This window comes from Geobacillus subterraneus (genome assembly GCF_001618685.1).
GTDB lineage: Bacteria > Bacillota > Bacilli > Bacillales > Anoxybacillaceae > Geobacillus > Geobacillus subterraneus.
Map to the genome: position 1 here is coordinate 214581 of NZ_CP014342.1, position 12458 is coordinate 227038.

A 12458-nucleotide genomic window follows, 5' to 3' on the forward strand; every position below is an offset into this window, starting at 1 on the left:
CGGGACGTATGATGTCCCTGAGTTCGATCGGGGAGAAAGGGCCGATGCAACCGTTATTAGAGGCACAAAAAAAATTATTGCCTGACTTGCTTGACGTTATGCAAAAACGATATCAAATTTTGCATTCCATTTCACTTATGGCGCCGATCGGGAGGCGGGCGCTGGCGGCGAGCCTCGGCATGAGCGAGCGGGTGCTTCGATCGGAAACCGAGTTTTTGAAAGGGCAAAACTTGCTTTCCGCCGATGTGTCAGGCATGCGGTTAACAGAGGAAGGGCAGGCGCTGCTTCACACGCTTAATGACTTGATGCGGGAAGCGCTTGGGCTCAAGGAATTGGAAACGGCGCTGAAACAGCAGTTGAACGTGGCCCGCGTGGTGGTGGTCGCCGGGGATAGCGACCGTTCTCCTTGGGTAAAAAAAGAAATGGGAAGAGCGTGTGTCGCCTGCATGAAAGAGCATCTCCGGCCTGGAGATATTGTCGCTGTAGCTGGCGGAACGACGATGGCAGCGGTCGCAGAGATGATGACACCGGATGCGAAGCTGCATGATGTGCTGTTCGTGCCGGCGCGCGGCGGGCTTGGTGAAGATGTTGAAAACCAAGCGAACACGATTTGCGCCAAAATGGCGGAAAAAGCGTCCGGACGTTATCGGTTGCTGCATGTGCCTGACCAGCTGAGCGGTGAGGCATACGCATCGCTCATTGAAGAACCGGCGGTGAAAGAAGTGCTTGAGCTCATTCAGTCGTGCCGCATGGTCGTCCATGGCATCGGCGAAGCGGTGACGATGGCGAAACGGCGGAAGACGCCGCCTGCGGAGATGGAAAACATCATCGCCCGCCATGCGGTCGCGGAAGCGTTTGGTTATTATTTCAACGAACATGGCGATGTCGTTCACAAAGTGAAAACGGTCGGCATTCAGCTTGAAAACCTCCCGCATGTTGAACATGTCATCGCCGTCGCTGGAGGCGCCTCGAAGGCGAAAGCCATTCGGGCGTACATAAAGCGGGCGCCGCATTCGCTCTTGGTGACGGACGAAGGCGCCGCCAAAGCGTTAGTAGGGGAGTAACGTCCCTTGCCGATACAATTATCCATTGCAAGGAGGAAAACACGATGACAGTAAAAATTGGGATTAACGGATTTGGCCGCATCGGGCGCAACGTGTTCCGCGCGGCGTTGAAAAACCCGAACATCGAAGTGGTGGCGGTCAACGATCTAACCGATGCCAACACGCTTGCGCATTTGCTGAAATACGACTCTGTCCATGGCCAGCTTGATGCCGAAGTGTCGGTCAATGGCAACAACTTGGTCGTCAACGGCAAAGAAATTATCGTCAAAGCGGAACGCGACCCAGCGCAATTAGCATGGAACGAGATTGGCGTTGAGATCGTCGTCGAATCGACTGGCCGCTTCACGAAACGTGAAGACGCCGCGAAACATTTGGAAGCTGGCGCGAAAAAAGTCATTATTTCCGCTCCTGCAACGAACGAAGACATTACGATCGTCATGGGGGTCAACCAAGACAAATACGATCCGAAAAACCATCATGTGATCTCGAACGCTTCGTGCACGACGAACTGCTTGGCGCCGTTTGCGAAAGTGCTGCACGAAAAATTCGGCATCGTTCGCGGCATGATGACGACCGTTCACTCGTATACGAACGACCAACAAATTTTGGACTTGCCGCATAAAGATTTGCGCCGGGCCCGCGCTGCGGCAGAATCGATCATCCCGACGACAACGGGCGCAGCCAAAGCTGTCGCACTCGTTCTGCCGGAACTGAAAGGCAAATTAAACGGCATGGCGATGCGCGTACCGACGCCGAACGTATCGGTCGTTGACTTGGTCGCTGAACTGGAAAAAGAAGTGACGGTCGAAGAAGTGAACGCGGCGTTGAAAGCGGCCGCGGAAGGTGAGTTAAAAGGCATTTTAGCTTACAACGAAGAGCCGCTCGTCTCGCGCGACTACAACGGCAACCCGGCGTCGTCGACGATCGACGCGCTGTCGACGATGGTGCTCGAAGGCAAAATGGTGAAAGTCGTTTCGTGGTATGACAACGAAACGGGTTATTCGCACCGCGTTGTCGATTTGGCTGCCTACATTGCTTCCAAAGGACTATAAGGCCAGCTTGGCATTGAGTTTTCCATTCATTCAAGTCTATAATAGGAAAATGGAGGGGAGCGGGGAAATGATCCCCACTCCTTTTCCTTTGCCAAAACTGTGACCAAAGGGGGCCAGAACGATGAACAAGAAGACGATCCGCGACGTTGAGGTGAGAGGGAAGCGCGTCTTTTGCCGCGTCGATTTTAACGTGCCGATGGAAGCGGGCGCGATTACTGATGACACGCGCATTCGCGCGGCGCTGCCGACGATTGCGTATTTGATCGAACATGGGGCGAAAGTCATTTTAGCGAGCCACCTCGGACGCCCGAAAGGAAAAGTCGTCGAGGAGCTTCGTCTCGATGCAGTCGCTAAACGGCTTGGCGAATTGCTTGGGCGCCCGGTCGTGAAAACGGACGAAGCGGTCGGCGATGAAGTGAAGGCAGCGGTCGCTAACTTACATGAAGGCGATGTGCTCTTGCTCGAGAACGTCCGTTTTTACCCTGGCGAAGAGAAAAACGATCCGGAACTTGCCCGGGCGTTTGCGGAACTGGCCGACCTGTACGTAAATGATGCGTTTGGCGCCGCCCACCGCGCTCACGCGTCAACGGAAGGGATCGCCCATCACTTGCCAGCGGTTGCTGGGTTTTTAATGGAAAAAGAAATTGAAGTGCTCGGCAAGGCGCTCTCGAATCCGGATCGCCCGTTTACGGCCATCATCGGCGGCGCGAAAGTGAAAGACAAAATCGGCGTCATCGACAACTTGCTCGATAAAGTCGACAACTTGATCATCGGCGGCGGGCTGGCGTATACGTTTGTGAAAGCGCTCGGCCATGACGTCGGCAAGTCGCTGCTTGAAGAAGATAAAATCGAGCTCGCGAAATCGTTTATGGAAAAAGCGAAAGAAAAAGGCGTCCGTTTTTACATGCCGGTTGACGTTGTCGTCGCGGATCGGTTCGCCAACGACGCCAATACGAAAGTCGTGCCGATTGACGCGATTCCAAGCGATTGGGAGGCGCTTGACATCGGTCCGCAAACGCGGGAATTGTACCGCGATGTCATTCGCCAGTCCAAGCTTGTCGTTTGGAACGGCCCGATGGGCGTCTTTGAAATGGAGACGTTCGCCCATGGGACGAGAACAGTCGCCGAAGCGCTCGCTGAAGCTGCGGATACATACTCAGTGATCGGCGGCGGGGACTCGGCTGCGGCAGTTGAAAAATTCGGCTTGGCGGACAAAATGGACCATATTTCCACGGGCGGCGGCGCCTCGCTTGAGTTTATGGAAGGCAAGCAGCTGCCAGGGGTCGTGGCGTTAAACGACAAATGACCGATCGCGCCCAATGGGGCGAATGGCGGCGGACGCCGCTTAGCGAAAGGAAAGGTGAACGATGAGAAAACCGATCATTGCAGGCAACTGGAAAATGCATAAAACGTTGGCGGAAGCCGTTCAGTTTGTCGAGGAAGTGAAAGGGCTTGTACCGCCGAGAGCGGAAGTCGATTCCGTCATTTGTGCGCCGTTTTTGTTTTTGGAGCGGTTAGTGCAAAATACAAACGGCACCGATTTGCAAATCGGGGCGCAAAACATGCATTTTGCCGACCAAGGGGCGTACACCGGCGAAGTGAGCCCGGTCATGCTCAAAGACCTCGGCGTTACGTATGTCATCCTCGGCCATTCCGAGCGCCGGCAAATGTTTGCCGAGACGGATGAGACGGTGAACAAAAAAGTGTTGGCCGCTTTCACCCGCGGTCTTGTGCCGATCATTTGCTGCGGAGAGACGCTCGAAGAACGGGAAGCCGGGCAGACGAATGCCGTCGTCGCTTCACAAGTGGAAAAAGCGCTCGCGGGATTGACGCCGGACCAAGTGAAGGCAGCGGTTATCGCATACGAGCCGATTTGGGCGATCGGCACGGGCAAATCGTCAACCGCTGAAGACGCGAATGAGGTTTGCGGCCATATTCGTTCGGTCGTGTCCCGCCTGTTCGGCAGCGATGCGGCAGAAGCGATCCGCATCCAATACGGCGGCAGCGTCAAGCCGGACAACATCCGCGATTTTCTGGCTCAAGAGCATATTGACGGCGCGTTAGTCGGCGGCGCGAGCCTCGAGCCGGCTTCGTTCCTGCAGCTCGTGGAGGCGGGGCGCCATGAGTAAAAAACCGGTTGCCCTCATCATTTTGGACGGGTTTGCGCTGCGCGAGGAAACGTACGGCAATGCGGTCGCCCAAGCGAAGAAGCCGAACTTTGACCGCTATTGGAACGAGTATCCGCATGCGACATTGAAAGCGTGCGGCGAGGCGGTCGGGCTGCCGGAAGGGCAAATGGGCAACTCGGAAGTCGGACACTTGAACATCGGGGCCGGCCGCATTGTCTACCAAAGCTTGACGCGGGTGAACATCGCCATTCGCGAAGGCGAGTTTGACCGCAATGAAACGTTTTTGGCGGCGATGAACCATGTGAAAGAGCATGGGACGAGCTTGCATTTGTTTGGCTTGCTTTCCGACGGTGGGGTGCACAGCCATATTCATCATTTGTACGCCCTTCTGCGTTTAGCGGCGAAAGAAGGCGTGAAGCGCGTGTACATCCACGGCTTTTTGGACGGCCGCGACGTCGGCCCGCAAACGGCGCCGCAATACATCAAAGAACTGCAGGAAAAAATCAAGGAATATGGCGTCGGCGAAATCGCGACGTTATCGGGCCGCTACTACTCGATGGACCGCGACAAGCGGTGGGACCGCGTGGAAAAAGCGTATCAGGCGATGGTGTACGGCGAAGGCCCGACGTACCGCGATCCGCTCGAGTGCATTGAAGATTCGTACAAGCATGGCATTTACGACGAATTCGTCCTGCCGTCGGTCATCGTCCGTGAAGACGGCCGGCCGGTGGCGACGATTCAAGACAACGACGCGATCATTTTTTACAACTTCCGCCCCGATCGGGCGATCCAAATTTCGAACACGTTCACGAACGAAGATTTCCGTGAGTTTGATCGCGGCCCGAGGCATCCAAAAAATTTGTTTTTTGTCTGCTTGACGCATTTCAGTGAAACGGTGAAAGGGTACGTGGCGTTCAAGCCGACGAACCTCGACAACACGCTTGGCGAAGTGTTGTCGCAGCACGGCTTGCGCCAATTGCGCATCGCCGAGACGGAAAAATATCCGCACGTGACGTTTTTCATGAGCGGCGGCCGTGAAGAGAAGTTTCCGGGCGAAGACCGGATTTTGATCAACTCGCCGAAAGTGGCAACGTACGACTTAAAGCCGGAAATGAGCGCGTATGAAGTGACGGACGCGCTGCTTAAGGAAATTGAAGCCGATAAATATGACGCGATTATTTTGAACTACGCCAACCCGGATATGGTCGGCCATTCGGGCAAGCTCGAACCGACGATCAAAGCGGTGGAAGCCGTTGACGAGTGCCTCGGCAAAGTGGTCGATGCCATTTTGGCCAAAGGCGGCATCGCGATCATCACCGCCGACCACGGCAACGCCGATGAAGTGTTGACGCCAGATGGCAAGCCGCAAACGGCCCACACGACGAATCCGGTGCCGGTGATTGTCACTAAACATGGCATCGAGCTGCGCAAAGACGGCATTTTAGGCGATTTGGCGCCGACGATGCTCGATTTGCTTGGCTTGCCGCAGCCGAAAGAAATGACCGGAAACACGTTAATCTTGAAATAACAACCATCAAAAAGGAGAGTGTCGATATGTCTGCGATTATTGATGTGTATGCGCGTGAAGTGCTCGACTCGCGCGGCAACCCAACCGTAGAAGTAGAAGTATACACGGAAGACGGCGGCTTCGGCCGGGCGCTCGTGCCAAGCGGCGCCTCAACCGGGGAATATGAAGCCGTTGAACTGCGTGACGGCGACAAAAACCGCTACCTCGGCAAAGGGGTATTAAAAGCGGTGGAGAACGTCAACGAAGTGATCGCACCGGAGATCATCGGCTTAGAAGTCACCGACCAAGTGGCGATCGACCGCGCGTTGATTGAACTTGACGGCACGGAAAACAAAGGGAAACTTGGCGCGAACGCCATTTTAGGCGTGTCGCTCGCCGTCGCCCGCGCGGCAGCGGACGAACTCGGCCTGCCGCTGTACCAATACTTGGGCGGCTTTAACGCCAAAACGCTGCCGGTGCCAATGATGAACATTTTAAACGGCGGCGCGCATGCGGACAACAACGTTGACATTCAAGAATTCATGATCATGCCGGTCGGTGCGGAAAGCTTCCGCGAAGCGCTGCGCATGGGCGCGGAAATTTTCCACAGCTTAAAAGCGGTGCTAAAAGCAAAAGGCTACAACACGGCAGTCGGTGACGAAGGCGGCTTCGCCCCGAACTTGAAATCGAACGAAGAAGCGCTGCAAACGATCATCGAAGCGATCGAAAAAGCCGGCTACAAACCGGGCGAACAAGTGATGCTCGCGATGGACGTCGCGTCGTCCGAGCTGTACAACAAAGAAGACGGCAAATACCACCTCGAAGGCGAAGGCGTCGTCAAAACGTCGGAAGAAATGGTCGCTTGGTATGAGGAGCTCGTCTCGAAATATCCGATCATCTCGATCGAAGACGGGCTCGATGAAAACGACTGGGAAGGCCATAAACTGCTCACCGAGCGGCTCGGCCGCAAAGTGCAGCTCGTCGGCGACGATTTGTTTGTGACGAACACGAAAAAATTGGCCGAAGGCATTGAAAAAGGCGTCGGCAACTCGATCTTAATTAAAGTCAACCAAATCGGCACGCTGACGGAAACGTTCGATGCCATCGAAATGGCGAAACGCGCCGGCTACACGGCGGTCATCTCGCACCGCTCCGGCGAAACGGAAGACAGCACGATCGCCGACATCGCGGTGGCGACAAACGCCGGCCAAATCAAAACCGGAGCGCCGTCGCGCACGGACCGCGTCGCGAAATACAACCAATTGCTTCGCATTGAGGACGAGCTCGGCCACACGGCTATTTACCAAGGCATTCGTTCGTTTTACAATTTGAAAAAATAACCGCTAACGGAATCATGACAGGCACCTTTCGGCTGTTTGCCAAGAAAGGTGCTTTTTCTTTGTTTTGGCTGTTGAGTATGTAGTTATTTCATGATGGCCGAAAAACAGAGGTGACAAGCTTTTTTCCAGCGGTTAAAACTCAGGGAAAAACCGTGAGGGATAAACTTTTGGCAATAGCAAACGAATGAGAGCGGGGCGGGTTTTTATAGTTATCTTTAAGGATTTAAATAAAGGACTGTAGATGAGCAATTTCCATTACAATATTTTCCGTTAACAAAGAGATCAACCTACAGTTTATCTTAATTAGGCGAGAAGACTCTCACTTCAACGAAGCGAAGCGGAGTAAGTGGGAGATGAATCGCCTTAACTATATTTTGCTGAAAATAGGATAGATTCAGTAAAATATAGTATCATATAGTTAGATGGGAGGTGAAAACATGTATTTTTGTATCAAACAACAGCTAAATGGTTTGACCAAAGAAGAATACTTGACTCTTCGAGAACTGTGCCATATTGCCAAGAACATGTACAACGTCGGATTGTACAATGTCAGACAATACTATTTTGAACACAAGGAATTTCTTAATTATGAGAAAAACTATCACCTTGCAAAAACTAACGAAAACTATAAGCTGTTAAACAGCAACATGGCACAGCAAATTTTAAAAAAGGTCAATGAAGCCTTTAAATCTTTCTTTGGTTTGATCAGTCTTGCCAAACAAGGGAAATATGACTACAAGGCTATCAGTATTCCAAAATATCTTAAAAAAGATGGCTTTCATTCACTGATCATTGGCCAGATTCGTATAGACGGCAACAAATTCACGATACCGTATTCTCGCCTATTTAAAAAGACTCACAAGCCCATCACGATAACGATTCCGCCTGTGTTGCTGGACAAAAAGATTAAGCAGATTGAAATCATTCCTAAGCATCATGCCAGGTTCTTTGAGATTCAGTACAAATATGAAATGCCTGAAGATCAAAGAGAATTAAACGACCAAAAAGCACTGGCCATTGATTTAGGATTAAACAATCTTGCCACTTGTGTCACATCAGACGGCAGATCATTCATCATTGATGGGCGGAGATTAAAAAGTATAAATCAATGGTTTAACAAAGAAAATGCCAGACTTCAAAGCATGAAAGATAAGCAAAAAATCAAAGGCACGACTCGTAAACAGGCGTTGCTTGCTATGAATCGCAATAATAAAGTGAATGATTATATCAACAAGACTTGCCGTTACATCATTAACTACTGTATTGAAAATCAAATTGGCAAACTTGTCATTGGCTATGCGGAAACATTACAACGCAATATGAATCTAGGAAAAAAGACAAATCAAAACTTTGTCAATATTCCTCTCGGTAACATAAAAGAAAAACTAGAATATCTTTGTGAATTTTACGGCATTGAATTCTTGAAACAGGAAGAATCATATACGTCTCAAGCCAGCTTTTTTGACGGCGATGAGATTCCTGAATATAATGCCGACAATCCAAAAGAATATAAGTTCAGCGGCAAACGTATTAAGCGCGGCTTGTATCGAACAAAGTCTGGCAAACTAATTAATGCTGATGTCAATGGCGCATTAAACATCTTAAAGAAAAGTAAAGCTGTAGACCTGAGTGTCTTATGCTCTAGCGGCGAAGTGGACACGCCTCAAAGAATAAGGATTGCTTGAAGCAGTCAAACTTCTTTGGAAGCCCCCACTTCAAATTTTCGCTAGAAAATTAAGTGGGGGTAGTTCACTAGGAAGAGTGAATAGTATTATGATGGCGATTTCAATGCTATCAACGCCAGTAGCCCAGTTTATTTTTGGGGTCAGTGTTGATTATTTCAATATAAAATATCTTTTCTTCATTGCAGGTGCTTTGGGTATAGTTACTAGTTTATGTTCGTTATTAATTAATGAGAGAAAAGGTGCGCCAAGAGAAACTGTAATGGTGCTGACGGTTTCGGCCGCGGTGATCTTTGCTTTTCGGCATGGGGCCTCTCTTTTTTAAGCGGCATGAGCCCCTCTCATGCGGGCGCAAAACGATGGACGTGGGAGGGGTGGTGGTTTATAATATTTCTTGAATCATTTGAATATTCAGGAGGTAGGGGGATGGAGCGAACCGTTGTTGAAACAAGGTACGGACGGTTGCGTGGGGAAATGAATGAAGGCGTTTTCATTTGGAAGGGAATTCCGTACGCGAAAGCGCCGGTCGGTGAGCGCCGGTTTTTGCCGCCGGAGCCGCCTGAGGCATGGGATGGGGTGCGGGAGGCGACATCGTTCGGGCCGGTTGTCATGCAGCCGTCGGATCCGATTTTCAGCGGATTGCTCGGGCGGATGAGCGAGCCGCCGAGCGAGGATGGGCTGTACCTGAACATTTGGTCGCCCGCGGCTGATGGGAAGAAGCGCCCGGTGTTGTTTTGGATTCACGGCGGCGCCTTTTTGTTTGGTTCGGGCTCGTCGCCGTGGTATGATGGCGCGGCGTTTGCGAAACGCGGTGATGTCGTTGTCGTGACGATCAACTACCGGATGAATGTGTTCGGCTTTTTGCATCTCGGTGATGCGTTTGGTGAAGCGTACGCCCAAGCGGGCAATCTCGGCATTTTGGATCAAGTGGCGGCATTGCGCTGGGTGAAGGAGAACATTGCGGCGTTTGGCGGCGATCCGGACAACATCACGATTTTCGGCGAATCGGCCGGAGCGGCGAGCGTTGGCGTGCTGTTGTCGCTTCCGGAGGCCAGCGGACTGTTTCGGCGCGCCATTTTGCAAAGCGGGTCGGGTTCGCTTCTTCTTCGTTCATCGGAGACAGCGATGGTCATGACCGAGCGTATTCTCGAGCGCGCCGGCGTCCGTCTAGGCGACCGTGATCGGCTGTTGTCGATTCCAGCCAACGAACTGTTGCAGGCGGCGATGTCGCTTGGCCCAGGAATCACGTATGGCCCGGTGATTGACGGACATGTGCTGCGCCGCCATCCGATCGAAGCGCTCCGCGATGGGGCGGCCAGCGGTGTTCCGATCTTGATTGGCGTGACGAAAGACGAGTACCATTTATTTACGTTGACCGATCCGTCTTGGACAAAGCTTGGCGAAAAAGAACTGCTTGACCGGATCAACCGTGAAGTCGGGCCGATTCCGGATGCGGCAATCCGCTATTACAAGGAAACGGCGGATGCGTCAGCGCCCGCCTGGCAAACGTGGCTTCGTATCATGACGTACCGCGTTTTTGTCGAGGGGATGCTGCGGACGGCGGACGCCCAAGCGGCGCAAGGGGCGGATGTGTACATGTACCGCTTTGACTATGAGACGCCGGTGTTCGGCGGCCAGCTGAAAGCATGCCACGCGCTCGAGCTGCCGTTTGTGTTTCACAATCTCCATCAGCCGGGCGTCGCGAATTTCGTCGGCAACCGGCCGGAGCGCGAGGCGATCGCCAATGAAATGCATTACGCTTGGCTCTCGCTTGCCCGCACCGGAGACCCGAACGGTGCTCACTTGCCGGAAGCATGGCCGGCGTATACGAGCGAGCGCAAGGCGGCCTTTGTCTTTTCGGCCGCCAGCCATGTCGAGGACGACCCGTTCGGCCGCGAGCGGGAAGCGTGGATGACGCGCGCATAAGGAAAAAGGAACGGCCAACCGCCGTTCCTTTGTTATTCGTTTGCTCCCGGTGAAGGAAGCCCGAACTGTTCCGCCAGCGCCGGGTCGCGGTCGATCGCCTCAAGCAGCTTCCGCATGACGTTGACGTCAAACGTAAAGTTCGCCCCGATCGGCGACGTGACGAAAATTTTCCCTTCCTTCGCCTCCCGCGCCCGTTTGAATTGATAGCCGTCAATCGCGATGACGACTCGTTCGTCTGGTCTTGCCATTGGAGTCCCTCCCGTCGTTGCCGATTTGCTTTCATTGTAACTCATTTCGGCTGCGGACGACAATGATCATACCGCGCCCGAGGCATGGAGCGTCAAGCAGATGGAGGACGAAGCGTTCCCCCATCTATGCAAAGGGGTAGGGGCGAAGAATTTTTTTGGCCCCTGCTCTTCGATTCAGCTGTCTTGCAAAGACAGGAAACGCAGTCTTTCCTTCAACACCGTTCCATTCTTCCGTTGCCACCAGGCCGATCAAGTCAGATACGTTGCGATTTTTGCCAAGCATTCGTCAATGATTTCATCGATTTCCTCCATTTCAGCATCTTCCGGATTTAAAAAAAGTGAATCTATGCCTTTCGGCGTGTTGAGACAGGCTCGCCAGTTGCCGCCAACGGCGATCTATGGTATAGTAAAACTATTGCAACGTAGGTCGTTGGAGGTGTCAAGCATGCATGCCTTGCTTGTGACGCTGCTTGTGATTGTGTCGATTGCGCTGATCGTCGTTGTGTTGCTGCAGTCAGGCCGAAGCGCCGGGCTGTCGGGAGCGATTACCGGCGGTGCCGAGCAGCTGTTTGGCAAACAGAAAGCGCGCGGGCTCGATGCCGTGTTTCAGCGCGTAACGGTCGTGTTGGCCATTTTGTTTTTCGTATTGACGATTCTCGTCACATATGTCCAACCATCATAAGCGAAAAGCGGGGGCGGTCCTGATAAGAAACGGGCTGCCTTTTCTATTTCATCCAGAGAGGAAGGAGAACGATGATGAAAATTGTTCCGCCAAAACCGTTTTTCTTTGAAGCTGGGGAGCGCGCCGTTTTGCTTTTGCACGGGTTCACCGGCAACTCCGCAGATGTCCGGATGCTCGGACGCTTTCTCGAATCAAAAGGCTACACGTGCCATGCGCCGATTTACAAAGGGCACGGCGTGCCGCCGGAAGAGCTCGTCCATACCGGTCCGGACGATTGGTGGCAAGATGTGATGAACGGGTATCAGTTTTTGAAAAACAAAGGCTACGAAAACATCGCGGTCGCCGGGTTGTCGCTTGGAGGCGTATTTTCCTTAAAATTAGGTTACACTGTACCTATAGAAGGCATTGTGACGATGTGCGCACCGATGTATATCAAAAGCGAAGAAACGATGTATGAAGGTGTGCTCGAGTATGCGCGCGAATACAAAAAACGGGAAGGAAAATCGGCAGAACAAATTGAACAGGAAATGGAGCAGTTCAAACAAACGCCGATGAACACATTGAAAGCGTTGCAAGAGCTTATTGCTGATGTGCGCGGCCACCTTGATTTGATTTACGCGCCGACGTTTGTCGTTCAGGCGCGCCATGACGAAATGATCAACCCAGACAGCGCCAACATCATTTACAACGAAATTGAATCGCCGATCAAGCAAATCAAATGGTATGAACAATCCGGCCATGTCATTACGCTTGATGAAGAAAAAGACCAGCTGCATGAAGATATTTATGCGTTTCTTGAGTCGTTAGATTGGTAACGGCGGAAAGGAG

Annotated in this window: 12 protein-coding genes; 11 read left to right on the forward strand and 1 reads right to left on the reverse strand. The window is 52.4% G+C overall.

Annotated features, from left to right (window positions below):
• Nucleotides 1–44: 44 nt before the first annotated feature.
• From GS3922_RS00955 to GS3922_RS00995, 9 genes are all read left to right on the forward strand, one after another.
• On the forward strand, nt 45–1064 hold the full coding sequence (locus GS3922_RS00955; protein WP_063164793.1) for a sugar-binding transcriptional regulator: 1020 nt from the start codon (nt 45–47) through the stop codon (nt 1062–1064).
• Between the two features lie 44 nt (nt 1065–1108).
• Nucleotides 1109–2116 carry a type I glyceraldehyde-3-phosphate dehydrogenase gene (gene gap, locus GS3922_RS00960; protein WP_063164794.1) on the forward strand — a complete coding sequence of 336 codons (1008 nt, stop codon included), beginning with the start codon at nt 1109–1111 and terminating at the stop codon, nt 2114–2116.
• Between the two features lie 121 nt (nt 2117–2237).
• Nucleotides 2238–3422, forward strand: coding sequence for a phosphoglycerate kinase (locus GS3922_RS00965; protein WP_063164795.1), 1185 nt, complete (start codon nt 2238–2240; stop codon nt 3420–3422).
• Nucleotides 3423–3483: 61 nt separating this feature from the next.
• On the forward strand, nt 3484–4245 hold the full coding sequence (tpiA, locus tag GS3922_RS00970) for a triose-phosphate isomerase (RefSeq protein WP_063164796.1): 762 nt from the start codon (nt 3484–3486) through the stop codon (nt 4243–4245).
• On the forward strand, nt 4238–5773 hold the full coding sequence (gene gpmI / locus GS3922_RS00975; RefSeq protein ID WP_063164797.1) for a 2,3-bisphosphoglycerate-independent phosphoglycerate mutase: 1536 nt from the start codon (nt 4238–4240) through the stop codon (nt 5771–5773). The genes tpiA and gpmI overlap by 8 nt, the downstream gene beginning before the upstream one ends.
• A gap of 26 nt (nt 5774–5799) precedes the next feature.
• A complete protein-coding gene (gene eno / locus GS3922_RS00980) occupies nt 5800–7092 on the forward strand; it encodes a phosphopyruvate hydratase (protein WP_033021489.1) in 1293 nt (430 codons plus the stop codon).
• A 437-nt stretch (nt 7093–7529) separates the two neighbouring features.
• Nucleotides 7530–8777 (forward strand): RNA-guided endonuclease InsQ/TnpB family protein, encoded by a 1248-nt coding sequence (locus GS3922_RS00985; RefSeq protein ID WP_063164798.1) that lies wholly within the window; start codon nt 7530–7532, stop codon nt 8775–8777.
• An 88-nt stretch (nt 8778–8865) separates the two neighbouring features.
• On the forward strand, nt 8866–9099 hold the full coding sequence (locus tag GS3922_RS00990) for a hypothetical protein (protein ID WP_063164799.1): 234 nt from the start codon (nt 8866–8868) through the stop codon (nt 9097–9099).
• Between the two features lie 101 nt (nt 9100–9200).
• Nucleotides 9201–10700 (forward strand): carboxylesterase/lipase family protein, encoded by a 1500-nt coding sequence (locus GS3922_RS00995; RefSeq protein WP_063164800.1) that lies wholly within the window; start codon nt 9201–9203, stop codon nt 10698–10700.
• Nucleotides 10701–10732: 32 nt separating this feature from the next.
• On the opposite strand, the gene GS3922_RS01000 is transcribed toward GS3922_RS00995, so the two are convergent.
• Nucleotides 10733–10948 carry a hypothetical protein gene (locus GS3922_RS01000; RefSeq protein ID WP_031407171.1) on the reverse strand — a complete coding sequence of 72 codons (216 nt, stop codon included), beginning with the start codon at nt 10946–10948 and terminating at the stop codon, nt 10733–10735.
• A gap of 445 nt (nt 10949–11393) precedes the next feature.
• Between GS3922_RS01000 and secG the strand changes: the two genes are divergently transcribed.
• A complete protein-coding gene (gene secG / locus GS3922_RS01005) occupies nt 11394–11630 on the forward strand; it encodes a preprotein translocase subunit SecG (protein WP_063164801.1) in 237 nt (78 codons plus the stop codon).
• Between the two features lie 74 nt (nt 11631–11704).
• Complete coding sequence (gene estA / locus GS3922_RS01010) at nt 11705–12445, forward strand: carboxylesterase (RefSeq protein ID WP_063164802.1); 741 nt, start codon at nt 11705–11707, stop codon at nt 12443–12445.
• Nucleotides 12446–12458: the final 13 nt, after the last annotated feature.

What these genes read in the sequence shown, in the direction of transcription:
- tpiA (WP_063164796.1), top strand. Translation starts at nt 3,484, where the DNA reads ATGAGAAAACCGATCATTGCAGGCAACTGGAAAATGCATAAAACGTTG.
- secG (WP_063164801.1), top strand. Translation starts at nt 11,394, where the DNA reads ATGCATGCCTTGCTTGTGACGCTGCTTGTGATTGTGTCGATTGCGCTG.
- GS3922_RS00990 (WP_063164799.1), top strand. Translation starts at nt 8,866, where the DNA reads ATGATGGCGATTTCAATGCTATCAACGCCAGTAGCCCAGTTTATTTTT.
- GS3922_RS00995 (WP_063164800.1), top strand. Translation starts at nt 9,201, where the DNA reads ATGGAGCGAACCGTTGTTGAAACAAGGTACGGACGGTTGCGTGGGGAA.
- GS3922_RS00965 (WP_063164795.1), top strand. Translation starts at nt 2,238, where the DNA reads ATGAACAAGAAGACGATCCGCGACGTTGAGGTGAGAGGGAAGCGCGTC.
- GS3922_RS01000 (WP_031407171.1), bottom strand. Translation starts at nt 10,948, where the DNA reads ATGGCAAGACCAGACGAACGAGTCGTCATCGCGATTGACGGCTATCAA.
- estA (WP_063164802.1), top strand. Translation starts at nt 11,705, where the DNA reads ATGAAAATTGTTCCGCCAAAACCGTTTTTCTTTGAAGCTGGGGAGCGC.
- GS3922_RS00985 (WP_063164798.1), top strand. Translation starts at nt 7,530, where the DNA reads ATGTATTTTTGTATCAAACAACAGCTAAATGGTTTGACCAAAGAAGAA.
- GS3922_RS00955 (WP_063164793.1), top strand. Translation starts at nt 45, where the DNA reads ATGCAACCGTTATTAGAGGCACAAAAAAAATTATTGCCTGACTTGCTT.
- gpmI (WP_063164797.1), top strand. Translation starts at nt 4,238, where the DNA reads ATGAGTAAAAAACCGGTTGCCCTCATCATTTTGGACGGGTTTGCGCTG.
- gap (WP_063164794.1), top strand. Translation starts at nt 1,109, where the DNA reads ATGACAGTAAAAATTGGGATTAACGGATTTGGCCGCATCGGGCGCAAC.
- eno (WP_033021489.1), top strand. Translation starts at nt 5,800, where the DNA reads ATGTCTGCGATTATTGATGTGTATGCGCGTGAAGTGCTCGACTCGCGC.